This window comes from Aliicoccus persicus (assembly GCF_900110815.1).
Taxonomy (GTDB): Bacteria; Bacillota; Bacilli; order Staphylococcales; family Salinicoccaceae; genus Aliicoccus; species Aliicoccus persicus.
This window is the reverse complement of record NZ_FOIT01000002.1, coordinates 271,782-297,861: the sequence shown is the minus strand read 5'-3', so window position 1 is coordinate 297,861 and position 26,080 is coordinate 271,782. Positions and strand designations below refer to the sequence as shown.

General features: G+C 40.5%; 40 protein-coding genes and 1 pseudogene. 8 read left to right on the top strand and 33 right to left on the bottom strand.

From position 1 onward, the window contains the following. Nucleotides 1-142: 142 nt before the first annotated feature. The 31 genes and pseudogenes from rplQ to BMW30_RS04985 all read right to left on the bottom strand — a co-directional run bounded on the left by rplQ (nucleotide 143) and on the right by BMW30_RS04985 (nucleotide 16,402). Nucleotides 143-538 (bottom strand): 50S ribosomal protein L17, encoded by a 396-nt coding sequence (gene rplQ / locus BMW30_RS05135; RefSeq protein ID WP_091474560.1) that lies wholly within the window; start codon nucleotides 536-538, stop codon nucleotides 143-145. A 20-nt stretch (nucleotides 539-558) separates the two neighbouring features. Further along, the gene (locus BMW30_RS05130) at nucleotides 559-1,503 is read right to left on the bottom strand and encodes a DNA-directed RNA polymerase subunit alpha (protein ID WP_091474558.1); all 945 of its coding nucleotides are present in this window, start codon (nucleotides 1,501-1,503) and stop codon (nucleotides 559-561) included. A gap of 50 nt (nucleotides 1,504-1,553) precedes the next feature. Beyond that, nucleotides 1,554-1,946, bottom strand: coding sequence for a 30S ribosomal protein S11 (gene rpsK, locus BMW30_RS05125; protein ID WP_091474556.1), 393 nt, complete (start codon nucleotides 1,944-1,946; stop codon nucleotides 1,554-1,556). Between the two features lie 19 nt (nucleotides 1,947-1,965). Next, nucleotides 1,966-2,331, bottom strand: a complete 366-nt coding sequence (rpsM, locus tag BMW30_RS05120; protein WP_091474554.1) for a 30S ribosomal protein S13 — start codon at nucleotides 2,329-2,331, stop codon at nucleotides 1,966-1,968. A 23-nt stretch (nucleotides 2,332-2,354) separates the two neighbouring features. Then, nucleotides 2,355-2,468 (bottom strand): 50S ribosomal protein L36, encoded by a 114-nt coding sequence (gene rpmJ, locus BMW30_RS05115; protein ID WP_003156543.1) that lies wholly within the window; start codon nucleotides 2,466-2,468, stop codon nucleotides 2,355-2,357. A 31-nt stretch (nucleotides 2,469-2,499) separates the two neighbouring features. Next, the gene (infA, locus tag BMW30_RS05110) at nucleotides 2,500-2,718 is read right to left on the bottom strand and encodes a translation initiation factor IF-1 (protein WP_017547668.1); all 219 of its coding nucleotides are present in this window, start codon (nucleotides 2,716-2,718) and stop codon (nucleotides 2,500-2,502) included. A gap of 119 nt (nucleotides 2,719-2,837) precedes the next feature. Beyond that, on the bottom strand, nucleotides 2,838-3,485 hold the full coding sequence (locus tag BMW30_RS05105) for an adenylate kinase (RefSeq protein ID WP_091474552.1): 648 nt from the start codon (nucleotides 3,483-3,485) through the stop codon (nucleotides 2,838-2,840). 14 nt (nucleotides 3,486-3,499) lie between these two features. Continuing rightward, entirely contained in the window at nucleotides 3,500-4,798 is a 1,299-nt protein-coding gene (gene secY / locus BMW30_RS05100; protein WP_091474550.1) for a preprotein translocase subunit SecY, read from the bottom strand. A gap of 2 nt (nucleotides 4,799-4,800) precedes the next feature. After that, the gene (gene rplO / locus BMW30_RS05095) at nucleotides 4,801-5,241 is read right to left on the bottom strand and encodes a 50S ribosomal protein L15 (RefSeq protein WP_091474549.1); all 441 of its coding nucleotides are present in this window, start codon (nucleotides 5,239-5,241) and stop codon (nucleotides 4,801-4,803) included. Between the two features lie 28 nt (nucleotides 5,242-5,269). Next, entirely contained in the window at nucleotides 5,270-5,449 is a 180-nt protein-coding gene (gene rpmD / locus BMW30_RS05090; protein ID WP_091474547.1) for a 50S ribosomal protein L30, read from the bottom strand. A gap of 21 nt (nucleotides 5,450-5,470) precedes the next feature. Next, a complete protein-coding gene (rpsE, locus tag BMW30_RS05085; protein WP_091474544.1) occupies nucleotides 5,471-5,971 on the bottom strand; it encodes a 30S ribosomal protein S5 in 501 nt (166 codons plus the stop codon). A 17-nt stretch (nucleotides 5,972-5,988) separates the two neighbouring features. Further along, on the bottom strand, nucleotides 5,989-6,351 hold the full coding sequence (rplR, locus tag BMW30_RS05080; protein ID WP_091474542.1) for a 50S ribosomal protein L18: 363 nt from the start codon (nucleotides 6,349-6,351) through the stop codon (nucleotides 5,989-5,991). A gap of 22 nt (nucleotides 6,352-6,373) precedes the next feature. Further along, nucleotides 6,374-6,910, bottom strand: a complete 537-nt coding sequence (gene rplF / locus BMW30_RS05075; RefSeq protein ID WP_091474540.1) for a 50S ribosomal protein L6 — start codon at nucleotides 6,908-6,910, stop codon at nucleotides 6,374-6,376. Nucleotides 6,911-6,931: 21 nt separating this feature from the next. Continuing rightward, nucleotides 6,932-7,330, bottom strand: a complete 399-nt coding sequence (gene rpsH / locus BMW30_RS05070) for a 30S ribosomal protein S8 (protein WP_091474539.1) — start codon at nucleotides 7,328-7,330, stop codon at nucleotides 6,932-6,934. A gap of 30 nt (nucleotides 7,331-7,360) precedes the next feature. Next, entirely contained in the window at nucleotides 7,361-7,546 is a 186-nt protein-coding gene (locus tag BMW30_RS05065; protein ID WP_091474537.1) for a type Z 30S ribosomal protein S14, read from the bottom strand. Nucleotides 7,547-7,565: 19 nt separating this feature from the next. Continuing rightward, nucleotides 7,566-8,105, bottom strand: coding sequence for a 50S ribosomal protein L5 (rplE, locus tag BMW30_RS05060; RefSeq protein ID WP_091474535.1), 540 nt, complete (start codon nucleotides 8,103-8,105; stop codon nucleotides 7,566-7,568). 24 nt (nucleotides 8,106-8,129) lie between these two features. Continuing rightward, a complete protein-coding gene (gene rplX, locus BMW30_RS05055) occupies nucleotides 8,130-8,459 on the bottom strand; it encodes a 50S ribosomal protein L24 (RefSeq protein WP_091474534.1) in 330 nt (109 codons plus the stop codon). 18 nt (nucleotides 8,460-8,477) lie between these two features. Continuing rightward, on the bottom strand, nucleotides 8,478-8,846 hold the full coding sequence (gene rplN, locus BMW30_RS05050; RefSeq protein ID WP_091474532.1) for a 50S ribosomal protein L14: 369 nt from the start codon (nucleotides 8,844-8,846) through the stop codon (nucleotides 8,478-8,480). Nucleotides 8,847-8,872: 26 nt separating this feature from the next. Then, complete coding sequence (rpsQ, locus tag BMW30_RS05045) at nucleotides 8,873-9,142, bottom strand: 30S ribosomal protein S17 (RefSeq protein WP_281242140.1); 270 nt, start codon at nucleotides 9,140-9,142, stop codon at nucleotides 8,873-8,875. 18 nt (nucleotides 9,143-9,160) lie between these two features. Continuing rightward, the gene (rpmC, locus tag BMW30_RS05040) at nucleotides 9,161-9,370 is read right to left on the bottom strand and encodes a 50S ribosomal protein L29 (protein ID WP_091474528.1); all 210 of its coding nucleotides are present in this window, start codon (nucleotides 9,368-9,370) and stop codon (nucleotides 9,161-9,163) included. Then, complete coding sequence (gene rplP / locus BMW30_RS05035; RefSeq protein WP_091474526.1) at nucleotides 9,360-9,794, bottom strand: 50S ribosomal protein L16; 435 nt, start codon at nucleotides 9,792-9,794, stop codon at nucleotides 9,360-9,362. Before rplP ends, rpmC begins: the two co-directional genes overlap by 11 nt. 13 nt (nucleotides 9,795-9,807) lie before the next feature. Beyond that, the gene (rpsC, locus tag BMW30_RS05030) at nucleotides 9,808-10,452 is read right to left on the bottom strand and encodes a 30S ribosomal protein S3 (protein ID WP_091474525.1); all 645 of its coding nucleotides are present in this window, start codon (nucleotides 10,450-10,452) and stop codon (nucleotides 9,808-9,810) included. A gap of 180 nt (nucleotides 10,453-10,632) precedes the next feature. Further along, a pseudogene (gene rplV, locus BMW30_RS05025) lies at nucleotides 10,633-10,959 on the bottom strand (50S ribosomal protein L22); the annotation flags it as partial. Nucleotides 10,960-10,990: 31 nt separating this feature from the next. Continuing rightward, on the bottom strand, nucleotides 10,991-11,269 hold the full coding sequence (rpsS, locus tag BMW30_RS05020; protein ID WP_091474521.1) for a 30S ribosomal protein S19: 279 nt from the start codon (nucleotides 11,267-11,269) through the stop codon (nucleotides 10,991-10,993). A gap of 53 nt (nucleotides 11,270-11,322) precedes the next feature. Continuing rightward, complete coding sequence (rplB, locus tag BMW30_RS05015; protein ID WP_091474519.1) at nucleotides 11,323-12,153, bottom strand: 50S ribosomal protein L2; 831 nt, start codon at nucleotides 12,151-12,153, stop codon at nucleotides 11,323-11,325. A 32-nt stretch (nucleotides 12,154-12,185) separates the two neighbouring features. Continuing rightward, nucleotides 12,186-12,458, bottom strand: coding sequence for a 50S ribosomal protein L23 (gene rplW / locus BMW30_RS05010; protein WP_091474517.1), 273 nt, complete (start codon nucleotides 12,456-12,458; stop codon nucleotides 12,186-12,188). Continuing rightward, nucleotides 12,458-13,081, bottom strand: coding sequence for a 50S ribosomal protein L4 (gene rplD, locus BMW30_RS05005; RefSeq protein ID WP_091474515.1), 624 nt, complete (start codon nucleotides 13,079-13,081; stop codon nucleotides 12,458-12,460). The genes rplW and rplD overlap by 1 nt, the downstream gene beginning before the upstream one ends. Nucleotides 13,082-13,109: 28 nt before the next feature. Further along, the gene (gene rplC, locus BMW30_RS05000) at nucleotides 13,110-13,772 is read right to left on the bottom strand and encodes a 50S ribosomal protein L3 (RefSeq protein ID WP_091474514.1); all 663 of its coding nucleotides are present in this window, start codon (nucleotides 13,770-13,772) and stop codon (nucleotides 13,110-13,112) included. A gap of 18 nt (nucleotides 13,773-13,790) precedes the next feature. Next, a complete protein-coding gene (gene rpsJ / locus BMW30_RS04995; RefSeq protein ID WP_091474512.1) occupies nucleotides 13,791-14,099 on the bottom strand; it encodes a 30S ribosomal protein S10 in 309 nt (102 codons plus the stop codon). A gap of 303 nt (nucleotides 14,100-14,402) precedes the next feature. After that, nucleotides 14,403-15,734, bottom strand: a complete 1,332-nt coding sequence (locus BMW30_RS04990; RefSeq protein ID WP_091474510.1) for an NCS2 family permease — start codon at nucleotides 15,732-15,734, stop codon at nucleotides 14,403-14,405. Further along, nucleotides 15,731-16,402 carry a YczE/YyaS/YitT family protein gene (locus BMW30_RS04985; protein ID WP_091474508.1) on the bottom strand — a complete coding sequence of 224 codons (672 nt, stop codon included), beginning with the start codon at nucleotides 16,400-16,402 and terminating at the stop codon, nucleotides 15,731-15,733. Before BMW30_RS04985 ends, BMW30_RS04990 begins: the two co-directional genes overlap by 4 nt. Before the next feature lie 165 nt (nucleotides 16,403-16,567). Here BMW30_RS04985 and BMW30_RS10560 point away from each other — a divergent pair, with 165 nt between their 5' ends. From BMW30_RS10560 to BMW30_RS04970, 5 genes are all read left to right on the top strand, one after another. Beyond that, nucleotides 16,568-16,741, top strand: a complete 174-nt coding sequence (locus tag BMW30_RS10560; protein WP_180366222.1) for an SE1832 family protein — start codon at nucleotides 16,568-16,570, stop codon at nucleotides 16,739-16,741. 10 nt (nucleotides 16,742-16,751) lie between these two features. Further along, entirely contained in the window at nucleotides 16,752-17,918 is a 1,167-nt protein-coding gene (locus BMW30_RS04980; RefSeq protein WP_091474507.1) for an MFS transporter, read from the top strand. 95 nt (nucleotides 17,919-18,013) lie between these two features. Next, nucleotides 18,014-18,250 carry a hypothetical protein gene (locus tag BMW30_RS04975; RefSeq protein ID WP_143248994.1) on the top strand — a complete coding sequence of 79 codons (237 nt, stop codon included), beginning with the start codon at nucleotides 18,014-18,016 and terminating at the stop codon, nucleotides 18,248-18,250. A 94-nt stretch (nucleotides 18,251-18,344) separates the two neighbouring features. Further along, the gene (locus tag BMW30_RS10395; RefSeq protein ID WP_143248993.1) at nucleotides 18,345-18,620 is read left to right on the top strand and encodes a hypothetical protein; all 276 of its coding nucleotides are present in this window, start codon (nucleotides 18,345-18,347) and stop codon (nucleotides 18,618-18,620) included. Nucleotides 18,621-19,153: 533 nt separating this feature from the next. Next, the gene (locus BMW30_RS04970; protein ID WP_091474503.1) at nucleotides 19,154-20,029 is read left to right on the top strand and encodes a nuclease-related domain-containing protein; all 876 of its coding nucleotides are present in this window, start codon (nucleotides 19,154-19,156) and stop codon (nucleotides 20,027-20,029) included. A gap of 364 nt (nucleotides 20,030-20,393) precedes the next feature. Here the strand turns inward: BMW30_RS04970 and BMW30_RS04965 are convergent, their stop codons facing one another. After that, nucleotides 20,394-21,650, bottom strand: a complete 1,257-nt coding sequence (locus BMW30_RS04965; protein ID WP_091474501.1) for a lipid II:glycine glycyltransferase FemX — start codon at nucleotides 21,648-21,650, stop codon at nucleotides 20,394-20,396. A 56-nt stretch (nucleotides 21,651-21,706) separates the two neighbouring features. Further along, nucleotides 21,707-22,552 carry a DUF368 domain-containing protein gene (locus BMW30_RS04960; protein ID WP_245705634.1) on the bottom strand — a complete coding sequence of 282 codons (846 nt, stop codon included), beginning with the start codon at nucleotides 22,550-22,552 and terminating at the stop codon, nucleotides 21,707-21,709. Nucleotides 22,553-22,702: 150 nt separating this feature from the next. On the opposite strand from BMW30_RS04960, the gene BMW30_RS04955 reads away from it, so the two are divergent. Genes BMW30_RS04955 through BMW30_RS04945 form a run of 3 tightly spaced genes read left to right on the top strand, consistent with a single transcriptional unit; the run spans nucleotide 22,703 to nucleotide 26,055 of the window. Further along, nucleotides 22,703-23,665 carry an AAA family ATPase gene (locus BMW30_RS04955; protein WP_091474499.1) on the top strand — a complete coding sequence of 321 codons (963 nt, stop codon included), beginning with the start codon at nucleotides 22,703-22,705 and terminating at the stop codon, nucleotides 23,663-23,665. Further along, nucleotides 23,655-24,860 (top strand): DUF58 domain-containing protein, encoded by a 1,206-nt coding sequence (locus BMW30_RS04950; protein ID WP_091474497.1) that lies wholly within the window; start codon nucleotides 23,655-23,657, stop codon nucleotides 24,858-24,860. Before BMW30_RS04955 ends, BMW30_RS04950 begins: the two co-directional genes overlap by 11 nt. Next, nucleotides 24,850-26,055, top strand: coding sequence for a DUF4129 domain-containing protein (locus tag BMW30_RS04945; protein WP_091474496.1), 1,206 nt, complete (start codon nucleotides 24,850-24,852; stop codon nucleotides 26,053-26,055). Before BMW30_RS04950 ends, BMW30_RS04945 begins: the two co-directional genes overlap by 11 nt. The last annotated feature ends 25 nt before the right edge of the window (nucleotides 26,056-26,080 follow it).

Here is a 26,080-nt window from a genome sequence, read left to right as displayed (position 1 = left end):
ATTTTAACAATCATAAAAAAGCGCGTACCCTGCATAGAGTTACGCGTCATTTATTACTGTTTAATGCAGGGTACGTCGAGCTAAACAAGATGGAATTCTCTTTGTCTCATCCACTTATCATAACGCTCAGTCTGCTTTTAAATTAGTTTTCTTCTGAAGCTACTGCACCTTCAACAAATTCAATAATTACTTGTTCAGCACCGTCACCACGACGTGCACCTAACTTCTTAATTGAAGTGTAACCACCTTGGCGGTCTTCAAAACGCGGCGCGATATCACTGAATAATTTTTGCAATGCATCAATCTCAGTGCCATCTTCAGTTTCTAAATGTACATTGTATAACGTTTCACCTGCACGACGACGTGCACTTAAGTCTCCACGCTTACCTAATGTAACTAATTTATCGACAATTTTTCTTAATTCTTTCGCACGAGTTTCAGTCGTTACGACACGCTCGTTCACGATCAATGAAGTCGCAAGGTTTCTTAACATTGCTTTACGTTGATCAGATGTGCGTCCTAATTTTCTATAAGCCATTGTTTAACCTCCTTATTTCACTAGTCTTCTTGTTTAAGACCTAATCCGAGATCTTCTAATTTAAACTTTACTTCTTCTAATGATTTACGTCCTAAGTTACGTACTTTCATCATGTCAGCTTCAGTTTTATCTGTTAATTCTTGAACAGAATTAATACCCGCACGCTTTAAGCAGTTATACGAGCGTACTGATAGGTCTAACTCTTCGATTGACATCTCGAGTACTTTTTCTTTTTGATCTTCTTCTTTTTCGATCATGATGTCTGCATGCTGTGCTTCATCAGTAAGTGTCACAAAAATATTTAAGTGTTCAGTCATGATTTTCGCAGCAAGTGCTACACTTTCCTGTGGTGTAATTGAACCGTCTGTCCAAACATCTAATGTCAACTTATCAAAGTTTGTCATTTGTCCGACACGCGTGTTCTCCACAGTGTAGTTTACACGTTCAACAGGTGTAAAGATTGAGTCTACAGGAATAACACCGATTGGTAAATCAGCCTTGTTATTGCCTTCTGCTAACGTATATCCACGGCCACGAGAAGCAGTCATTCGTAATGATAAAGATCCGCCTGCAGATACTGTTGCAATTTTTAAATCACGATTTAAAATTTCAACGTCACTGTCGTGTGTAATATCGCCTGCAGTAACTTCACCTTCACCACTGAAATTAATCTCTAATGTTTTTTCTTCATCAGAATAGATTTTTAAAGCTAAGTTTTTAATGTTTGTGATGATTGTCGTAACATCTTCTATTACATCTGGTACTGTTGAGAACTCATGTAAAACGCCTTCGATTTCGACTGTTTTTACAGCTGCTCCAGGTAGTGATGATAATAGAATGCGACGTAAGGAGTTCCCAAGTGTTGTCCCATAACCTCTTTCTAATGGTTCAACAACAAACTTACCGAACTTAGAATCTTCCGAAGTTTCTACTGTCTCAATTCTAGGTTTTTCGATTTCAATCATTGCTAGACTTCCTTCCTATAACGTCGAGTTATTATTGATGTACTAAACGATTATACGCGGCGACGTTTCGGTGGGCGACAACCATTGTGTGGAACTGGCGTAACGTCTTTGATTGCTGTGATGCTTAAACCAGCAGATTGTAAAGCACGAATTGCAGCTTCACGACCAGCACCTGGACCTTTAACTGTTACTTCAACAGTTTTTAAACCATGTTCCATCGCAGCTTTAGTTGCTGTTTCAGATGCCATTTGCGCAGCGAAAGGTGTAGATTTTTTAGAACCTTTGAACCCTAATGCCCCAGCAGATGACCATGATAATGCATTACCATATTCGTCTGTAATAGTGACGATCGTATTGTTGAATGTTGAACGGATGTGTGCAACACCAGCTTCGACATTCTTTTTCACTCTACGTTTACGAGATGTTTGTTGTTTACGAGCCATGATTAGCCTCCTTCACTTATTATTTTTTCTTGTTTGCTACTGTTTTAACTGGACCTTTACGCGTACGTGCGTTGTTTTTAGTCTTTTGTCCACGGACTGGTAATCCACGACGGTGGCGAATACCTCTGTAAGAAGCAATCTCCATTAAACGCTTAACGTTTAAGTTCGTTTCACGACGTAAGTCACCTTCGATTTTGTATCCATCAATGATTTCACGGATTTTGTTTAACTCATCTTCTGTTAAATCTTTTACACGTGTACTTTCATCGACTTGCGCTTCTTTAAGAATTTCAGCTGAACGCGTGTTCCCAATACCATAAATGTAAGTTAATGAAATAACAACGCGTTTGTCGCGTGGTACGTCTACACCTGCTATACGAGCCATATATTACACCTCCTGATTAAATATTATCCTTGCTTCTGTTTATGCTTAGGGTTTTCACAGATAACCATTACTTTCCCTTTTCTGCGAATAACTTTACATTTTTCACAAATCGGTTTAACCGATGGTCTTACTTTCATATCTTTTACCTCCTTGAATAAGATGGAGTTCTTATTTGAATCGATACGTGATTCTACCACGTGTTAAGTCATACGGAGACATTTCTACAGTTACTTTATCGCCAGGAAGAATTCTAATGTAGTTCATTCGAATTTTACCTGAAACATGAGCTAAAATCTCATGACCATTTTCGAGTTCTACTTTGAACATCGCATTTGGTAAAGTATCTAATACTGTGCCTTCTAGTTCAATAACATCTTGTTTACTCAATTATTAATCCCCCTATTCTAGAAAAAATTTTACTTTAGGTGATAACCTCGCAAACACTAACGTCATGATGCGTGCGCAAAAGTTAAATGTGCGTTTAGATCCACCTAAAGTCAGGTGAATTAAATGTTTTTGAGAATATCAGCAACATCACTGAAAACTTCATCGATATCACGCGCTCCATCTACATTCACGAATACGCCTTGATCTTTATAAAAATCAATGAGTGGTTGTGTTTGCTTCACATTCACTTCTAAACGATTCGCCACTGTTTCAGGATTGTCATCATCACGTTGATATAATTTCGCCCCATCCAAATCACAAACACCTTCAACTTTAGGTGGATTGAAAACGAGATGGTACGCTTTTCCACATGACGAACAAATACGACGACCCGTTAGACGATTCATCAATTCCTCTTCAGGTACATCGATAAAAATCGTGCGATCAATACTCGTATTTAACTCTTTCATAATGTCGTTTAAAGCTTCAGCTTGTTCAATCGTTCTTGGGAAACCATCTAATAAGAATCCTTCTTTGGCATCACTCTGACTGAGACGTTCTTTAACAATGCCAATCGTTACTTCATTGGGTACTAAATCTCCATTGTCCATGTAAGATTTTGCTTTTAACCCCAATTCAGTTTCCTGTTTCATTGCAAGACGGAACATATCCCCAGTCGAGATATGAGGAATTTGAAATTCCTGAATGATTTTTTCTGCCTGAGTACCTTTGCCGGCACCAGGAAGTCCCATGATTATAATATTCATTTAAAAAGTTCCTCCTAGCCGCGTTTAGTAAAGCCGCGGTACGCCTTTTGATCCGCTGTACCCTGAAGTGACAAGAATATATTTAATACGACACCGACAACGATTAGCAAGCTCGTACCACCAATTTGTAATGATGGTGGAAGGTCTAATAATCCACCGAGGAAAATCGGTAAAATAGCAACGAATGCTAAGAATATTGAACCGACAAATACCAATCGATAAAGTACCGACGTAATATACGTTTGTGTCGACTTACCAGGACGAATACCCGGGATATAACTACCTTGGTTTCTTAAGTTATCTGCCATTTTTTCTGGATTCACTTGTACAAATGAATAGAAATAAGTAAACGCAATAATCAATACGACATAGAAGATTATTCCAATGCTGTCAGATGGATCTGCAAAACGAGAAATCGTCTGTGCAAATTCTGAATCCGGGAATAACAACGTCAATGTTTGCGGCATCATAAAGAATGCCATCGCAAAGATTACTGGGATAACCCCTGCAGGGTTAACTTTTAACGGAAGATACGTTGATTTAGGCGCAAGCCCTTTACCAACACTTTGACGCTTTGCATATTGTACAGGAATCTTTCTCACAGCTTGTAAGATAAAGACGACAAATGCTGTTAATAATAATACAAAGACGATAAGACCTAATAACTCAAGTACTGCCATCGTAATATCATCAGCACCTACGAAACGCTGTTGATAATATTGAAGCATTGCGTTAGGCATCATCGCTAAAATACCAGCAGCGATAATAATTGAAATACCATTTCCAACACCGTGTGTTGTAATCTGCTCACCTAACCACATTAAGAACGCTGTACCAGTTGTCAGTACAATCGCAATGATTAAATACGCAGCGATATTATTATCTTCAATCAGCATACCATCGAACATTTGGTTAAATGCGTATGACATACCGATCGACTGAATGAATGCTAAAACGATTGTGAAATAACGTGTAAATTGTGTTAATTTACGTCGACCCACTTCACCTTGTCTTGCCCATTCAGCAAATTTTGGTACGACATCAAGTTGTAATAACTGCACGACGATGCTCGCTGTGATGTAAGGCATAATACCCATGGCAAACACAGAGAAGTTCATCAGTGCACCACCACCGAATGTATTCATCAAATCAAGGACACCGCCTTGACCAGCACCCATATCAAATACTGATGGGTCTACCCCTGGAACAGGGATGAATGTACCAATTTTGAACACAATTAACATAGCAAGCGTAAAGAAAATCTTGTTGCGAATTTCTTGGATTCTAAAAAAGTTCAAAATCGTTCCGAACATGATTAGATCACCTCGTAATTTCCGCCCTGTTCCTCAATTGCCTTTGCAGCTGAAGTAGAAAATCTATGAGCTTTAATCGTTAACTTCTTCTCGAGTTTACCGTTACCTAACACTTTAATGCCAGATTTTTCTTTTTTAACAAGACCGTTCTCGATCATAAGAGCCGGAGTAACTTCTGTTCCTTCGTCAAAGCGATTTAAGTCATCTAAATTAACAATTGCATATTCTTTACGGTTGATGTTGTTGAATCCACGTTTAGGAATTCTGCGGAATAATGGTAATTGACCACCTTCGAACACAGGACCTACGCCACCGCCTGAACGTGAATTTTGTCCGTCATGACCACGACCTGCTGTCTTACCATGACCAGATGACATACCACGCCCAACACGTTTACGATTCTTACGTGCACCTTCTACAGGCTTTAACTCATGTAATTTCATGTGAGCACCTCCTTGTACATAATATCATTTATGCTTCTTCTACAGAAAGCATATGTCCTACTTTATTCACTTGACCTCTTACTTGAGGTGTATCTTCAAAGACTTTCGTCTGATTTAACTTTGTGAATCCTAAAGATTCAACTGTTTTTCTTTGCGTTTCTGGTTTCCCAATTACACTTTTAATGAGGGTAACTTTAATTTGTGCCAACGGAATCCCTCCTCACTTTAATTAGTTTAATAACTCTTCAACTGTTTTTCCGCGAAGTTTAGCAACATCTTCAGCGTTTTTAAGTTCAGTTAATCCAGTCATTGTTGCACGAACTACGTTAATTGGTGTATTCGCACCTAATGATTTACTTAAGATATCTGTTACACCAGCAAGTTCAAGTACCGCACGAACTGGACCACCAGCGATAACCCCAGTACCTGGAGCAGCAGGCTTCATGAATACGCGGCCAGAACTGAATGTACCAATGATCTCATGTGGAATTGTACCATCAACTAGAGGTACTTCTACAAGATCTTTCTTCGCAGCTTCGATTGCTTTCTTAATCGCTTCAGGTACTTCTTGTGCTTTACCTGTACCGAATCCAACGCGACCTTTTCTATCCCCTACTACTACTAAAGCAGAGAAACGGAAACGACGACCACCTTTTACAACTTTTGCAATACGGTTAATCGTAACAACACGTTCTTCAAATTCTTGTGGTTCTCTTTCTCTACGAGCCATGTTTTTACCTCCTTCGATTAAAATTCTAATCCGTTTTCACGTGCTGCATCAGCCAATGCTTTCACACGTCCATGATATAAATAGCCACCGCGGTCAAATACCACTGTGTCAACACCATTTTCTTTTGCACGTTTTGCAACGAGCTCACCAACAACTTTTGCTGCTTCAATATTTGATCCGAGTTCTAAAGTAAACGCTGGATCTTTAGTAGAGGCACTTGCTAAAGTTACTTGATCAACATCGTTAATCACTTGTGCGTAAATATGTTTGTTTGAACGATATACGTTTAAACGTGGTCTTTCTGCTGTACCAGACAATTTATTTCTAACTCGTCCGTGACGCTTACGACGCACTTTGTTTTTATCAATTTTAGCGATCATTCATGTCACTCCTCACTATTAATTATTTACCAGTTTTACCTTCTTTACGACGGATGTGTTCACCTTTGTAGCGAATACCTTTACCTTTGTAAGGCTCTGGTGGACGTACTTTGCGGATATTTGAAGCAAGTGCTCCAACTTCCTCTTTGTTGTTTCCTTCGATTTTGATCTGAGTGTTTTTCTCAACAGAGATTGTTAAGTTATCACCCGATACAAATTCAACTGGGTGTGAAAGACCAACGCTTAGCACAAGTTTGTTCCCTTGCATTTGTGCACGGTAACCAACACCGACTAGTTCTAATTCTTTCACGAATCCTTTAGAGACACCCTCAACCATGTTGTTTAATAACGCACGTGTCGTTCCATGGTGCATTCTGTGCTCTTTAGAATCACTTGGACGAACAACTTCTAATTGACCATCTTCTAAATTGTATGTCATTTCCTCGTGGAAAGTGTTTGAAAGTTCCCCTTTAGGACCTTTAACTGTAACGTGTGTACCGTCGATTGTAACTTCTACATCTTTAGGTACTTCGATTACTTTTTTACCAACACGACTCATTGCTTTGCACCTCCTTGATTTTTACCAGACGTAAGCGAGTACTTCGCCGCCGACATTTCTTTTACGTGCTTCTTTATCAGTAAGTACACCTTCAGATGTTGAAATCAATGCAACACCTAAACCGTTAAGTACTTTTGGTAGCTCTTCGCGCTTTGCATATACTCTTAAACCTGGTTTAGAGATACGTTTTAATCCTGTGATTACACGCTCTTCTTTAACACCATATTTTAAGAACACACGAATGATACCTTGTTTGTCATCTTCAATATATTCAACATTTTTGATAAAACCTTCAGCTTTTAGAATTTCTGCAATCTCTTTTTTAATGTTTGATGCAGGGATTTCTAAAACGTCGTGTTTTACAATGTTTGCATTTCTAATGCGAGTTAGCATATCCGCTATTGGGTCTGTCATTGTCATTATGAGTTGCCTCCTTTCGAATTATACGGCTTACCAGCTTGCCTTTTTAACACCAGGAATCTGGCCTTTATAAGCAAGTTCACGGAAACAGATACGGCAAAGTTTGAATTTACGAATTACTGAGTGTGGTCGACCACAACGCTCACAACGTGTATATTCTCTTACTTTGAATTTTTGTTCTTTCTTTTGCTTTGCGATCATTGATTTTTTAGCCACAATATCGCCTCCTTATTAATTACTTTTGAAACGGCATACCAAATTGAGTTAATAACTCACGCGCTTCTTCGTCTGTGTTTGCAGTCGTTACAATAACGATGTCCATACCGCGTACTTTTGATACTTTATCGTAATCAATTTCTGGGAAGATAATTTGCTCTTTAATACCTAACGTGTAGTTACCACGACCATCAAATGCTTTTTTAGATACACCTCTAAAGTCACGAACACGTGGAAGTGCAACTGCTACAAGCTTATCTAAGAACTCATACATTCTCTCACCGCGTAATGTTACTTTCGCTCCGATTGGCATACCTTCACGTAAACGGAATGTTGCGATTGATTTTCTAGCTTTTGTGACAAGTGGTTTTTGACCAGTGATTGCTTGAAGTTCTTCAACAGCAGTATCTAATACCTTTGCGTTTTGAACTGCATCACCTACACCCATGTTCACAACGATTTTTTCAATTTTTGGTGCTTGCATTACTGATGAGTAATTAAATTTTTCAACTAGTGAATTTTTGATTGTTTCATCATATCTTTCTTTTAAACGAGCCATCTCGTGGACCTCCTCTCTGAACTATTACTTTCTATCGTTCGATGTCGGTAATTCTTTACCTGACTTAACTGCAACTCTTACTTTGCTTCCATCATCTTTTATATCGAAACGCACACGTGTACGTTCTCCACTCTCAGGGTCAACGTGCATAACATTCGATACATGGATCGGCGCTTCTGTTTCTAAGATTCCGCCCTCAGGATTCATCTGTGATGGTTTTTGGTGTTTTTTCATGATGTTAACGCCTTCTACGATCACGCGATCCTTTTTAGGGAAAGCTGTAAGTACAACGCCAGTTTTGCCTTTATCTTTACCGCTGATTACAACGACTTTATCTCCACTTCTTACGTGCATATCGTCTGACCTCCTTTATTATAGTACTTCTGGTGCAAGTGACACGATCTTCATGAAGTTACCTTCACGTAGTTCACGTGCGACTGGACCAAAGATACGTGTACCTCTTGGACCTTTGTCATCACGGATAATGACACATGCATTTTCATCAAATTTTATATAAGAACCATCTTCACGGCGTACACCAGATTTAGTTCTAACGATAACAGCTTTAACGACTTCGCCTTTTTTAACAACGCCGCCTGGTGTTGCATGTTTTACAGATGCAACGATTACATCACCAATGTTCGCAGTTTTACGACCAGTTCCGCCAAGTACTTTAATTGCGAGCACTTCACGCGCACCAGAGTTGTCTGCTACTTTCAAGCGTGATTCAGTCTGGATCATGTTGCAACCTCCTTTGTTCGATTAAATTAAATAATTACTGATTCTTCTACGATCTCTACTAAACGATAACGCTTAGTTGCAGAAAGTGGACGTGTAGCTTCAATTCTTACGATGTCGCCCATTTTCGCAGAGTTGTTTTCATCATGTGCTTTGTACTTTTTAGAATACTTAACACGTTTACCAATAATCGGATGTTTTTTGTACGTTTCGATCAATACTGAGATTGTTTTGTCCATTTTGTCAGACACAACACGACCTTGGTACGTTTTTTGTTCTTTTTGAGTGTTTTCTTCCACAATGATTACCTCCCTTAATTATTGGTTATCTTTAGCTGCGTCAAGTTCACGCGCACGAATCGTCGTTTTCATGCGTGCAATTGTTTTTCTTACCTCTTTGATACGAGCAGTGTTCTCTAGCTGACCTGTAGCTAGTTGAAAGCGTAAGTTAAACAATTCTTCTTTTAATTCTTTGACATTTGTTTCGATTTCCGTTGTTGATAAATCGCGGATTTCATTAGCTTTCATTCGTATCACCACCTAATTCTTGACGTTTAACAATTTTAGTTTTAACAGGTAGTTTGTGACTCGCTAAACGGAGTGCTTCTCTCGCTACCTCTTCTTCTACACCTGCAACCTCGAACATAACGCGACCAGGTTTTACAACCGCTACCCATCCTTCGACAGCACCTTTACCTGAACCCATACGTACTTCAAGAGGTTTTTTCGTGTATGGTGTATGTGGGAAAATGTTGATCCACACTTTACCGCCACGCTTCATGAAACGTGTCATCGCGATACGCGCTGACTCTATTTGTCTCGACGTAATTCTTGACGTCGTTGTCGCTTGTAATCCATATTCACCAAAGTTAACTTGGTTACCGCCTTTTGAACGTCCTTTAGTATCTGGACGGTGTTGACGACGATACTTTACTCTTTTCGGTAATAACATTTAATTGTCCTCCTTACTTGCTATTTTTCTTAACAGGAAGAACTTCTCCACGGTAGATCCATACTTTAACGCCTAACTTACCATAAGTAGTGTCTGCTTCTTCGTGAGCATAATCGATGTCAGCACGAAGTGTATGGAGTGGTACTGTACCTTCACTGTAACCTTCTGCACGTGCGATATCCGCACCGCCAAGACGACCTGAAACTTGTGTTTTAATACCTTTAGCGCCAGCTTTCATAGCACGTTGTAATGCTTGTTTTTGCGCTCTTCTGAACGACACGCGGTTTTCTAATTGACGCGCGATGTTTTCTGCTACTAATTTTGCATCCATATCAATTTTCTTCACTTCGATCACATTGATATGTACTTTTTTGTTTGTTAATTGAGTTAAAGCGTTGCGAAGTTTATCGATTTCGCTACCACCTTTACCAATTACCATGCCCGGTTTACCAGTATGAAGCGTAATGTTCACACGGTTTGCTGCACGTTCGATCTCAACTTTAGAAACTGCAGCATCTACTAAATTTTTCTCAATATATTCACGTACTTTTAAGTCTTCATGTAAAAGCGTTGCAAATTCTTTGTCTGCATACCAATTTGCTTCCCAATCACGAATGACGCCTGTACGGAAACCAATAGGATTAATCTTTTGACCCAAACTAATTCCCTCCTTAAATTATGCTTTGCTTGTTTTTTCTTCAGTGTCTGCTTCAGTTGCTGTTTCTTCTTCAACCGCTGCATCTGCAGGTTGGTTATTAGCTTCTTCTGTTTCTTCTACTGCATCTTCTTCAGTCGTTTCAACAGGTGCCTCTACTTCATCTTCTTCAACATAATCAAACTCTTCTAATACAACAGTGATATGTGATGTTCTCTTGTTGATTCTAGATGCACTACCTTTTGCACGTGGACGGAAACGTTTCAACGTCGGTCCTTCATCTGCATATATTTCAGATACAAACAGGCTGTCAATGTCCATGTCATAGTTGTGCTCAGCATTTGCTACAGCTGATTTGATTAACTTCTCAACAACTGGAGACGTTCTTTTATTTGTCAGTTGCAAAATCGCTAATGCTTCTTGTACTTCTTTACCGCGAACTAGGTCTAAAACCATTCTTACTTTACGCGGTGCGATTCGAACTGTTCTCACTTTCGCTTTCGCTTGCATATGTCTCGTTCCTCCTCAATAAAAAATTATCTTATCTCTTCGTCTTTTTATCGTCGTCGCCGTGGCCTTTGAAAGTTCTTGTTGGTGCGAACTCTCCAAGTTTGTGACCCACCATGTCTTCTGTGATAAACACCGGTACGTGTTTACGTCCATCGTATACAGCGATTGTATGACCGATGAAGTTAGGGAAGATTGTTGAGCGACGTGACCAAGTTTTAATTACGCTTTTTTTGTTGCCTTCGTTCATGTTCTCAACTTTTTTCATAAGATGATCATCGACGAAAGGTCCTTTTTTAAGACTACGTGCCATTATGTGGCCTCCTTCTTAAGTAGTTCACGCAAGCTTAGCGCTTGCGCAACTTATTATTTCTTACGTTTTCTTACGATTAATTTGTTTGAACGGTTTTTACCTTTTCTTGTCTTCTTACCAAGAGTAGGTTTACCCCATGGTGACATTGGAGACGGACGACCGATTGGCGCACGACCTTCACCACCACCGTGTGGGTGATCGTTAGGGTTCATTACAGAACCACGAACTGTCGGACGCTTGCGCATCCATCTTGAACGACCGGCTTTACCGATGTTAACAAGTTCATGCTGCTCGTTACCAACTGCACCGATTGTTGCACGGCAAGTTGCAAGAATCATACGAACTTCACCAGAACCTAATCTGACAAGTACGTATTTACCTTCTTTACCAAGTACCTGTGCACTCGCTCCTGCCGAACGGACTAACTGTCCACCACGACCAGGTTTTAATTCGATGTTGTGTACGACTGTACCAACTGGGATATCAGATAAAGGTAACGCGTTACCTAATTTAATGTCTGCATCCGTTCCACTCATCACTTCAGTTCCTACAGTAATTCCTTTAGGTGCGATGATGTATCTTTTTTCTCCATCCGCATAATGTAACAATGCAATGTTTGCTGAACGGTTTGGATCGTACTCGATTGTTGCAACTGTCGCTGGTACGTTATCTTTATTTCTCTTGAAGTCGATCACGCGGTATTGACGTTTGTGTCCTCCGCCGTGATGACGCACTGTGATTTTACCTTGATTGTTTCTCCCCGCTCTTTTCGGTAGCGGTTGTAATAATGACTTTTCAGGCGTTGTCGAAGTGATTTCGGCAAAGTCCAAGCTTGTCATATTACGACGAGCATTCGTGGTTGGCTTATATTTTTTCAATGCCATCTGCTCATTACCTCCTTAATGGTATCAATTGTTTATAGTAAGTCGATTGTACCTTCTGATAGTGTCACAATCGCTTTTCTTCTTCTGTTTGTATAACCGACATAACGACCCATGCGTTTTTTCTTCGGCTTAACGTTCATAATGTTTACTTTTTCAACTGTTACATCGAAGATCTCTTCGATTGCGTGTTTCACTTGAGTTTTGTTCGCACGAACATCAACATCAAATGTATACTTGTCTAATTCCATTGCCGCTGCTGATGATTCAGTAATCACCGGGCGTTTAATAATATCGCGTGCTTCCATTAGAGAAGTACCTCCTCTGCTTTAGAAATTGCACCTTCAGTAAAGATGACACGATTAGCAGAAAGAATATCTAGAACATTTAACTGTTCCGGTGTTAACACAGTAACACCTGTAATATTTCTTGAAGATAATTCAATGTTTACATCCTCATTTTCTAAAACAAGTAAGACTTTCTTGTTTGCATCAAGGTTGTTAAACACGCTGATCATATCTTTTGTTTTTGGTGCATCAAGCGTAAAGTTTTCAAGTGCTACGAATGCATCTTCTTGTACTTTCGCTGAGATTGCTGAACGAAGTGCTAAACGGCGCATCTTCTTCGGCATTTTATATCCGTACTTTCTTGGCGTTGGACCGAACACAACACCACCGCTGCGCATATTCGGTGCAGTTAATGTACCTTGACGTGCTCTACCAGTACCTTTTTGTCTGAATGGCTTTCTACCACCGCCACGTACTTCACCACGGTTTTTCACTTTGTGTGTACCACTGCGTAATGATGCACGCTGTAGGTTTACCGCTTCAAACAATACATGTTGATTTGGTTCAATTCCAAAAATTTCTTCATTCAATTCAATTGTATTTACTTTTTTACCTTCTCTAGATAAAACATCAATGTTTGACATAATTATCCTCCCTTCCTCAAAGACTCAATTATTGTTCTTTCCTTTTCGTTGCTGATTGAATTTTCACAAAACCTTTTCTAGGTCCTGGAACGTTACCTTTAATAAGGACAACGCCGTTTTCTACGTCTACTTTAACAACTTCTAAATTCTGTAAAGTTACTTGCTCTCCGCCCATGCGGCCTGGCATTGCTTTACCTTTTTGAATTTTAGCTGGGTCTGCAGCCATACCGATTGATCCTGTACTTCTGTGGAAGCGAGAACCGTGACTCATTGGTCCACGTGCATGGTTGTGACGCTTAATGTTACCTTGGAAACCTTTACCTTTAGAAACACCCGTAACATCAACGACGTCGCCTGCAGCAAATGTATCTACAGGGACTTCTTGACCTAATTCAAGACCATCTAAGTCGATGTCTGTGAATTCACGTACGAAGCGCTTAGGCGTTGCACCCGATTTTTTCGCGTGCCCCTGTTCTGCTCTGTTTGCATACTTGTTACTTCTCGCGCTTGCTAAATAGTCTCTTTTGTCTCCGTAACCGATTTGCAATGCGTTGTAACCGTCTGTTTCTTCAGTTTTCTTTTGCATTACTACGTTACCGCTAACTTCTACTACTGTTACTGGTATTAACTCACCGTTCTCACCGAACACTTGAGTCATACCGATTTTTTTACCTAAGATTCCTTTGGTCATCGAAAGTCCACCTCCTGATTATAATTTAATTTCGATGTCTACACCTGATGGTAAATTTAAGCCCATTAGAGCATCCACTGTTTTCGGTGTAGGGTTTAAAATGTCGATTAGACGTTTGTGCGTACGTTGTTCGAATTGCTCACGAGAATACTTGTAGATGTGGTACGAACGTAAGATTGTGTAGATTGTTTTTTCAGTTGGTAATGGAATTGGTCCGCTTACTTCTGCACCTGAACGTTTCGCAGTCTCTACAATCTTCTCTGCTGATTGATCCAACACTCTGTGATCATACGCTTTTAAACGAATACGAATTTTTTGCTTTGCCATTATTTAACCTCCTTTATAGTCGTCATCATTTGTTGATAGACTTCTCCACGAAAATTTTCTGCTACCACTTCGCCATGGCAACTCGGCCGTGTGTATCAGTAACCTCTCGCTTCATCGATTAGTAACCTTATATTCATAAGGTTTTGGGTAAAAAGGACACATTGGTCCCTACTTAAAGTCCAACGTTAAATATATTACACGAAAAAGGTGAAGAAATCAACTGTTTATAGAAGATTTTTTCACCTTTTTAAAAATATATTTTTATATGAAATTTTTGTTTTGCATATTATATAGTAGAAACTATCATTCTAGGAAGATAAAGTATAATACGAATATGACGAAAAGTCCATACATAACAGGATGTATTTCCTTTCTACGACCCGCCATAATCATCGCGATTGGATAGAAAATAAATCCTGTTGCGATACCTGTTGCGATACTATATGAAAGCGGCATAACAAATATCGTAATGAATGCAGGCAATGCAATTTCAAATTCAGTCCACCTGATCTTCGCCAAGTTCGATGCCATCAGTGCACCGACAATGATCAGTGCTGGCGCAGTAACTTCTGGTGTAAACATAACGATCAGCGGTGAGATAAATATCGCGAGTAAGAATAACACACCGGTTACGACTGCAGCAAAACCTGTTCTTGCGCCTGCTGCAACACCCGCTGTTGACTCAACATAACTCGTTACTGTCGACGTACCGAAGATAGAACCCGTTACCGTTGCTGTCGCATCTGCTAACAATGCTTTTTGAGCACCTGGCAATTTATTGTCTTTGATTAATCCCGCCTGTGAAGCAACCCCTACTAACGTACCTGCCGTATCGAAGAAGTCAACGAATAAGAATGTTAACATGACGATTAAGAACTGGATCGTAAAGAGTTGTGCTGGGTCAGCAAATGCTTCAAACGCTGCACCGAAAGTAGGTGCTATGCTTGGTGCTGCACTAAAGATCGCTGTTGGCGTCGGTACTAATCCGAAGATTAAACCGATGATCGCCGTCGTAATCATACCGAAAAATACGGCACCTTTCACTTTACGAGACATTAAGATCACTGTGATGACGAGACCTGCAACAGAGAGTAAGACTGTTGAACTTTTAATGTCACCCAGTGCGACGAGCGTCGCATCATCCGCAACGATAAGTCCCGCACCTTGCAGACCAACAAATGTAATGAAAAATCCGATACCGGCACTGACGGCCATCTTTAACTCCATCGGTATCGCATTGATTATGTATTCTCTAAGCCCGGCAACTGTGAGTAACATGAAGATGATACCCGAGAACATAACGCCGGTTAAAGCTGTTTGCCACGGAATACCCATCGCTAATACAACTGTGAATGCGAAGAATGCGTTGAGACCCATACCGGGAGCGACTGCTATCGGGAACTTGGCATAAAGCCCCATAATTAAACATCCGACAAATGCGGCAATAGCTGTCGCTACGAATACCGCACCCATATCCATGCGCATTGAATCCGGTATACCATCGACACCTTGCAACGATAAGATCGATGGGTTGACCGCGAGTATGTATGCCATAGAGAGAAATGTCGTGATCCCACCGATAATCTCACGGCGATAATTCGTTCCTAACTCTTCAAAATTAAAGTACTTCTTCATTGTACGCCTCTTTTCTTATAGCTTGTTTGATTTTTTATCCGAATGATTGACGGATCGTCACTGCCGAGAAACTTAACGAGTAGGCTGCGAGTTACTGGCAACCACAACTCTATGCACTTACCTAAAAATAAAATGATGAACAACGTACCGATAAACACCGGACCACCAAGCAAGAAACCTGATGTTGCAGCGAACAACTCCATGAGGTTTCGTGAAGTTGAAATCTTCAAATTAAACTTGTCTGCAATTAACAACATCAAACTATCGCGCGGACCTGCACCGAGATTCGGTGAGATATACGTTGCGATACCGTAAGATAAAATGATCACACCAAGCATGTAAAATATACTGTGTAATAACCAACCTTCGACGTCGGGTAGAATAAATAAGAAAACATCAATGAATACCCCGACTGTAAATAAGTTGACGTACACGCCGAGTTGCGGCCACTTTCTCGTACCGATCGCAGTCGCGACTACGATGATAATTCCGACGATAATTGCCCAGGATCCAACGGTTAGACCAAACGTTGTATACAGTCCGTAATGCAGGACATCCCACGAGCCAAGCCCCCACATCTGTCCTTTTATCGTTAATCCGACACCGAGTGCCAAAACGACTAAACCATAAAAGAAATACAACCACTTCTTCAATAACTTAACCTGCACAACGATTCTCCTCACACCCGAACTATGTTTCAATAATATACATTAAAGTTCGTGTTTTCAAGTGTTATTTTGGTTTGCTATCCATTCGTTCAAAATTCACTAACAAATGAATTAATTTACCAATCCCTATTATGATATGATACATGTATGAAAGAGGTGTTCTCAATGAATTTGAACGATCAATTACTTGAACTGAAATCTACATATATCCGATTACAAGGTGATATTGAAAAACTCGGCAGTACGGGTAACGATGTTTCACACCTTGAAAAACAATTAGAGTCAATAGAAAACGAAATTAAAGAAACGCGCAAAGCTATGCGTGCGGCCGATAAATAGGAGATACGTTATGAAACAATTGAATCAAAAACTACTACTTATAATGATCATTCAATTCCTCATCTATTTCGGGTTCAGTATGGTTATCCCAGTCGTACCGGAACTAGTTACAGAATTAGGTGTCTCAACAGTCCACGTCGGCTGGTTGCTCGCAACGTATTCAATCGCGGGCTTTATCGTCGCGCCATTGTTTGGTCGTCTGAGCGATAAGTATGGGCGCCGCCCTGTTTTGCTCGGCGGTCTTATTGTATTTTCTTTGAGCTTCCTATTCTTCGGTCTGTACATCGATAACTTAGTCATCATGTATATCGCAAGAGTATTCGGCGGTATCGCCAGTGGTGCGCTATACACGGCAACAACAAGCATGGTTGCAGATATTTCAAGTCGTGAAGAACGCACAAGATATATGGGATTAATCGGCATGTCAATCGGACTTGGCTTTATCTTCGGTCCAGGTGTCGGAGGTATCCTCGGTGATATCAACTTAAGTTTCGCATTTTACATGACTGCGGCAGTACTGGCTGGAGCATTCGTCTTTGCACTGATAAAAATCGAAGAGACATATAAGCCGTCGACAGAAAATCCTGTTTCTCAGTTGCGTATCGTTCCGAGTGAATACTTTTTAAAGCCCGTCGGAATTTTGTTGATTACGACTTTCGTAATCATGTTTACGATGAGCGGTATGGAAAGCACATTCCAATTGTTAACGATTGAATTAATTTCAATCACACCAACTCAAATGGGCGTCTTGTTCCTTATCGGTGGTCTGTTAAATGCGGCCGTTCAAGGCGGATACATTCGAACGCTGAAGCCGCATCAGGAATACCCGGTCATGATTGCCGGACAGATGATGACGATTATTGCGTTTATTATGTTGCCATTTGTGCCAAACTTGTGGTTTGCCGGCATCGCTTTGATTTTACTCATGCTAGGTAATGCACTCGCGCGTACACTATTAACGTCGCTGATCACACGTGAAGCAGAGGATCATGAGATGGGCCGCATGACATCGACAACATATGCTTTGGACAGTCTTGGACGTATACTTGGGCCACTGACGTTTAACCTGTTGTTCGTCGTGTATTTAGGTCTGCCATTCTGGTTAGGTGCGTTGATCACAATATTATCGACGTTCTTTATCTATCAATACTTTAGAAAACGAGGAGCTACTGCATGATATATCTCACGCTGTTGTTCATGATTGTATATGGCGCACTCGCTATATTTAATATTGGGGTTGTTTCGGGGCAGGTTGGTGGAGTTGAGCGGGTTGTGCGGTTCGTGCGCCTGGCTGTCGGGTTGTTGTTTATCGTTTTTTCAGTTGTCGTGGCGATGCCACTTGAGTCAGTGAATCAGTTCCTTCTCGTGTTGATGGCAGTGACTGTCGTTGGTTCAGGCGAAATCGGCAAATTTAAGATCGCGGCTGGTGATAGGGACCGCGTGTTCCTAGTTCATGCGTTTACTGCAATGTTGATGGTTGGATTTGTCGTGTTGATTTTTGTGGTGTAGTTTGATGGTGTGGACGCTTAAACATGACTGGTTTTTATCAGGTTGAAATTCATTTGAGTGACTTATACAGAGAGGTTCGAGCGAGGTGATGTGAATGAGGCGTGTAATATTAGTTCTACTAATTCTCTTACAACTCATTTTTTTCTTAGATTTTATACTGAACAGAGAAGTCATCTTCATTAACGTATACATGTGGCTTGGCATCAGTATGATCACATCATTTGTCGGCTATCGCTCTGCACATAGCGAACCCAACCTAGACGAGAGCATGCTCACGCACAAGATCATCTCCTACACACTGATGTTGCTAAGCCTGATCTCAATCGGTTGTGTCATCTATATCTTTTTGTTTAAGAGTTATATTATTTGATCGGGTTTATAGGGTTTTTGAAGGGGTGAGGTGGCTGATGTGCTGCTTCACCTTATTTTTTTGGTCGAACAGCTGGAAAACTTTAATCGTGCTTACTCACCGCTCTTTTTTGGCTTCAGTAAGCATGAAACCTCAATCTGTGCTTACTCACCGCTCTTTTTTGGCTTCAGTAAGCACGAAACCTCAATCCGTGCTTACTCACCGCTCTTTTTTGGCTTCAGTAAGCACGGAATCATCAACTTCGCTAATTCACCTCTTTTTTAGGCTTGGAGTAGCAGGCTAGGTGAGAGGATAAGTTCACTTAAGAAATTATCTTACCTAAAATAAAAGTTGATGCCGAAACCACATTCTGATTTTGGGGGTTTTGAATGTATTTTACACTGTTTAAGAAAAAATTTTTCACATACAATTTTTAAATTTTTGTAGTGTTTTTTGCTCATTATTGCATGTTTTGCTCACAATTTTCACATTATTGTATGTATGTTTATCAACTGTAAAAAACAGGATTTTTTTATTTGTGGTATATATGTAGTATGACTCGAAAAAAATCATTTCTTCACTCACAGTTACAAGTCCTCTTTCGTCGCAGTCACCTCGATGATGAAAACCGCATTAAACTCGAAAAACTTTCTTTCGGATTGTCTGGAGAACAATCATTTGACCAAATTATCCAAACCTATGTTCAAACGTTCAACTTGATTCACGTGAAAGACCTGCTATTCAAATATGATAATGGAGAAAAGGAAATTCAGATCGACAACATTGTGATTTCAAACGACACTTGCTATATATTTGAAGTTAAAAAGTATAATTTCAACATTAAGATTGATGAACGAGGACTTTTTTTCTATGAAGAAGGGAAAGAGTTTACATCTTTAAATGTGCAAATTGAAAGACAGAAGGGCGCAATTCACGAGTTACTTAAAGATATTGGATATCCGATGACAATTAAACATTACTTGGTGTTTATCAATCCTGACCGAACTGTGTTTGGATTACAGCGAGAGCATTCAGTCCTGATCCACAATACTTTACATTACTTTTTAGATATTCATATGAGGAAGAATCGAGAAGATTACTCATATTTTATACCACTCATCGATAGTCGTCGTTTACCTTTTTCAAAGTATGATCAATTTTATGACATTAAACTCAAGGATTTAGCAAAAGGTATTTACTGCGAAACGTGTAATGGCCGGATGCAGCGTGTTACACAAAGAACTTATCATTGTGAAAAATGTAGAATATCGATTGGAACATTAGAAGCTGTTAGACAACTTATTCAAGACTTGAAGTTTCTAAACCCTCATTTTAAGTTGGACTCCATTATATTGAGTCAGTTAAGCGAAAATGAAATATCCAGTGCTACTATACGAAAATATCGTAAAGAGGATAAAATTCGTTTCTAATTATTTCTGCTTCAGCATTCGCGTGCTCACTCAACTCAGTTTTTTGGCTCGAGTAAGCACGAATGTCTAAACCGTGCTTACTCAACTCAGTTTTTCAGCCCGAGTAAGCACGAAAGTCTAATCCGTGCTTACTCTACTACTTTATCTAACCCGAGTGAGCACGGCACGCAATAAGAATTGCGAGTTAACCTGCCTAACAGGATGATCTTCTTCACCCATCACTAAAAGTGTAATGGTACACCGAAAATCGCCTCAAAACAAAAAGCACCCCGGAAATCGGACTGAAAAGTCCAACCTCAAGGGTGCTCTTACGTGATTCTCGGGGGTGCCAACTCCAGTACGAGCATCAACAAAACAAATCAAACTATTTCTTCCGATTCAAAATCTTGTTCAAGTTAACCTTTGCCTTCTGGGCCAGAGGCACGCCTTTCTCGAGCAAAGTGTAAACCGGCTTGTTCAACACGTAGTCGAATTCGCCAATCTTATCGCTGACCTCGGTGCCCCATGCTTTTTTAAATCGCCACAAGCCGAAATACGGACTATCCTCGCCGGGATCAACGCTGACACCACCGAAATCGTAGCTTTTCGCGCCGTGCGCCCGAGCATATTGCATCATCGTAAACTGCATGTTGTGGTTTGGCAAAAACGAGCGGTAGTGATCTGAAGACGCGCCATATAAGTAGTATGCTTTCTCGCCACTCAGCGCGAGCAACGCACCTGACAAGTAGATCCCCTCAGGATGTGTCTCTAAAATCTCACCCAACTCTTCAATCCGCTTCTCCATTGCAGTCAACTGATCATCCACATCGCGCATCGCACCAGTGACATCTTTTTTCTCACTGCGCTTCACAAGTTTTGCCTTTTGCTTGTCGAGCTTCGCCTTATCCTCTGTCAAAGTCTCCATCAACTCACCTGGCTCTAACTTCACCAGGAACAATTCCATGTTTCCTGTCGGATTCAAAGCATCATACATCGATAAAAAGTACGTCGTGTCTCGTGTTAAGAAGCCGTTGCGTTTACCTGTCTCATCCATCAACGCCTTAAAAATCCCCATGTCTTCTCGCCCAGCGCGCTCCACTTTCGTTCCGCGCTTAAATGAGCTGCGTACAAGCGTGCGGTTCTGGCTTTCAAAACTCTGGATCAGCTCTTTATCTGGCTTTGTAATGTCTGTGACCATCGTCTGTCTCGGCTGAATGTTGTCTTTACTCATGCCGTCGACAAGCCCGCTATGCTTGAAGCCATATGCTTTCAGTCGATCGATCAACATTTCATTGCCTTCGACTTCGATATCGGGATCAATTTTAATCACGTAACTCTTTTCGTCCCTAGCCACCTCAATCGCTGCATCGAGCATCGCGCTCACCAATGCGTCGTTCGAAAAGTCGCACACGAAGCCGCGCGATACGTAGCACATCGTCAGGCTCACCTTCGGCAGTTTTTTAAAGAGCAGACTTGCGACACCGACGACTTCACCATCGCGCGCGACAGCAATGCGACGGCTGTACCAGTCTGTCAGTTCTTTAGATTTTGCCCAGCCACTGAGTTGGAGCAAGTCCCCAACAGGATGCGACATGACAAATTTATCATGTTCGGCTGCTGATAATTCTACTGTTTTATACATGATTTCACCTCATTACTTCGGTTCTTCTGAAGTTGCCTCTTTCCTCATTACTTCGCTTATTCTGAAGTTGCCTCTTTCTCTCCAACCAATCCAAGTAAGAAGCTGATTGAAAACCCGATTATAAATGTAATAATAGTCAAGATCCACATCGTTGGAGATGTCGGCAATCCTGGATATATTGACAGTACACTGCCGAGCACAAGCCCCATCACACCGGCATAGGTCATATATTTAAAGTGTGTAAATAAGAAAGTGATGACGACACTGCCTACGTACAATCCAACTAAAATTCCTAGGCCGACCGCAATCAATACCGGTAACACCGTAAAATTTAACGATGTTAGTTCATTGATTGATGACACGACTATATAGTAGTAGCCAAAAATTAAAAGAACTAACGACCCTGAAATACCAGGTAACAACAATGTCATTGCAGCAAGTACGCCGGCAAAGAATAATTTAACAAGCAACATTGTTGTGATTTCTGGACTGTGTGCAACTTCTTCTGGCGTGATAAAACTCATGCCAATTAGCAATCCAAGTCCAATTATAAACATAATAATTTGTGGTGCCTTAAATGTTTCTCTCACTCGAGACAACCGCCACAGCATTGGTAAGACTCCGATAACCAATCCGACGAATGCCATCTGTGTTGGAATCGGATGTGTTTCTAACAAGTATGTCATAACACTCGATAATGTTAATATTGCAATCCCCATACCGATGACGAGCGGGAATAAAAACCGCAACGATTCACGAAATGACTTGCCGAGCAGTCCTTTTATCGACGATAATAATTGTTCATATACACCGAGTAATAGAGCGATCGTGCCGCTCGATACACCTGGGATTAACTCGGTAATCCCCATCGCAAAGCCGCGAAATATATTGGTCCATCTCATTTCAATGTGTCCTCATTACATTAGTTTAGTTTAATACCATTATTGATTATAACACAGCCGATAGTTCACTCTAAGTAATTACAACTATTAATTAAATACATATTCCAGTATAATTAATACCAACAAATGTTGCGAAGGAGACTTATTATTATGGTTAATGTTAACGAACAACTCACTCGATTTAAAGATGAAATAGGTAAAGTGATTATCGGACAAGATAAAGTACTCGACTTAATTTTTGTCAGCTTAATTCAAAAAGGACATATACTTTTCGAAAGTGTACCTGGAACTGGTAAAACAATGTTATCAAAATCAGTTGCTCAAGCACTGAACGGAGATTTTAAACGTATTCAATTCACACCGGACATCCTGCCAAGTGATGTAACGGGATTAAATATTTTCAACCCAAAAACTCGAGAGTTCGAACTGAAAAAAGGACCTGTTGATACAAACATTTTACTCGTCGATGAGATTAACCGTGCAACGCCACGTACGCAGTCTTCACTGCTTGAAGTGATGGAAGAACGTCAGATGACAATCGATGGGACACGCATTCCGATGCGTGCGCCTTTTATCGTGTTGGCAACGCAAAACCCGATTGAATCAAAGCAAGGGACGTTTGATTTACCAGAAGCACAGCTCGACCGCTTCTTTATGAAAATCGACCTTGGCTATCCATCTTTAGAAGAAGAGTTGCGCATGATCGATACACACTTAAATGACGATGCGCTAAACAATGTTGAAGCTGTTCTGACGCTTGAAGATATTCTTGAGATCCAATCGCGTGTAAATACAATTAATGTAGATCCTGCCATTCAAAAATATATCGTGGAAATCGTTGATAAGACACGTACACATCCACACCTTGAACTTGGTGTATCGCCACGTGGTAGCTTGGCACTCGTACGTGGTGCACAAGGTTATGCAATGATCCAAGGCCGTGAATACGTTACACCAGAAGACGTAAAAGAAATCGCACCGTACATTTTGACGCACCGCGTTGTGCTCAGCATTGAAGGTATGACACTCACGACGCCTGGTGAGCTGATTCAAGAAATTATGGATTCTGCCACTGTGCCTGTCGAATTTGGAGTTTCTGGCAATGAGGTTTAAGGCGGAGATAAAAGACAATACTGTGATGTCAATATTTATAGCGATAGTTTTCATTATTATCCTATTAAATATTTTGTATCCGTTCACTATCAATTTATGGTTGTCATTACTTTTAGGTCTCGCTTTATCTTTTTTCTTGCTGAATCATTTCTATTCAACACGTGTCGCAAAACAGCTCGTTGTAGATTTTGCATCACAATCCATCCGACATTATAAAGGTCAAGACGGCGCGCTGCACATTACTGTTCGCCAACCTGGCAGAATGCCACTACTTAATGCTGAAATGCGGGTTATCGCGAGCGATCACCTGTTATTTCATAATGAATATAAAACGAACAAAACATTCCAGACGGAAACGCGTGTTAAATTTTCAACATCAGGCAATAAAGATACGTTGATTACCCTGCCATACACTGCAAACAAACGTGGTGTGGGTAAAGTTGTCGATATTGAAATTCACGTGCCTCAGCCATTCGGCTTTGATACAGTGAAGCTCGTTCGTTTGAATCGACCGAATGTTGAAGTCATGGTGTACCCGGATAAGATGAAGGCTAAGAGAGATGATATGCGCGCGAAGATGATGCAAGGATTCATCCAAGTGAACCAGTCACTATTTGATGATCCGATGCAAATGGTCGGTGTAAGAGATTATTTCCCGGATGACAATATGAAACGCATTCACTGGAAAGCGAGTGCCAAAGGTGATGGATTAAAGTCGAAACTATATGAAAACGTCACGCAGATGAGTTGGATGATACTCGTCAACTTGCGCTCTCAAGATCACTATTCTCCACCTGAATATATCGAAGATATTTTTGAAAAACTTGCGTATTTAACTGAAGAAGCAACGAAACTCGGTATTTCTTATAGCATAATGACAAACATGACAACATTCGATAAGTCAAATTACTTTAAACTGCATGAAGCGAGCGGTCCGAAACACTATAAAAATACACTCGAAGCATTGGCACGAATCAATAGCCTAACCTACACAATTCCGTATCCAGTATTTTTAAAAGATGTCATGCAACACGAACAGTTACCGACGCACGTCATTGCATGTGGTCAAGTGAACCATGAATCGCTTATCGTCTTGAATCAAGTGTCTAGAAAAGGTTCTTATGTATACCACTTAGATACAGAAGGCATACACCGCCTATCATCAAGCAATGGAGGTGTGCCGAATGAAGCCTAAAATCAGTTTAAATTTCATATTACAGTACACAACGACTGCGTTTATGTGGTTGCTCATCGTCGTGACACTGAACATGTTGAACCAGAAACCAGATAATGCACTCAGTTATGGGATCATCGTCCTGTTAATGCTCGCCGCCTACTATTTGTTCTTTAAAGATAAAGGACGCCGTCTCATCTACATCATGTTCCCAATCGCAGCAATTGCGATGTGGCTACTCGATTATCACTGGACTGCGGTGTTAATCGGTGCATTTTTACCAATCGTAAAACTTGAATACTTACATCACGATGAACAGACATCACGACTTGAGATCTCAATGATGATTTCGTTCATCATCGTCATGACATTGAACTTTATTTCGTTCAGTGTGATTGAAGACTATATGATGTGGCTCTACGCGATCGTCATCGCACAAGTAGTCTTCTACTTCATTGGAAGATTTCTAGTATTGATGTACAAAAACGGCCGTGAATTCCGCGACAACTTGAAGATTTTTATCGTTGGAATACTTTCATTTGTATCACTTGGATTACTGCTAGGATTCTCATTTAGATATGTGATTCAGTATGGTACGTATGTCATTCTATTTTTACTAAATGGCTTTATCGTGTTACTCCGCCCTATTTTCGCTGGATTAGAAAATGTTGAACTCGACTATCCACAAAGTGAGGATGAACCAGAAGAACTCGGTGAAGACCAACAGGAAGAGGAAGTCACGCAAGCAACCGGTGAGTTGCCAATTGATCTACCGATGGAACTCATTACAGTCGTTGCGCTCATTATCATCGCTATCATCGCGTTAGTTATCTACTTTAAGCGACGTGGGGATTTGTCGCGTAAAGAAAGTGGAGAAAAAGACACGAAAAATACAGTCAAACATGTCGAACCACGCGAAACTAAATATAGTTTTAAAGACTACGAAACACCAGACGATAAAGTGCGAAAAGTCTATTTTGAATTCGAGAAATGGTTGGCGAAAAATGACATCGGTAGATATCATAACGAAACCATTTCAGATTGGTTGAAGCGCCATGACTTTGTGTCTATAATTCAAAGTGAAGACTTCGATACCTATCGTAAAGTTAGGTATTATGGGGAGCGGGTTGATGAGGCGGAATTCAAACAATTTGTAAAGTGTATCGACGAGATCAAAACGGCCATTACAGAGACACACTTGAAATCTACAGATTAGCGCGCACGATAGACTTCACTCAAAA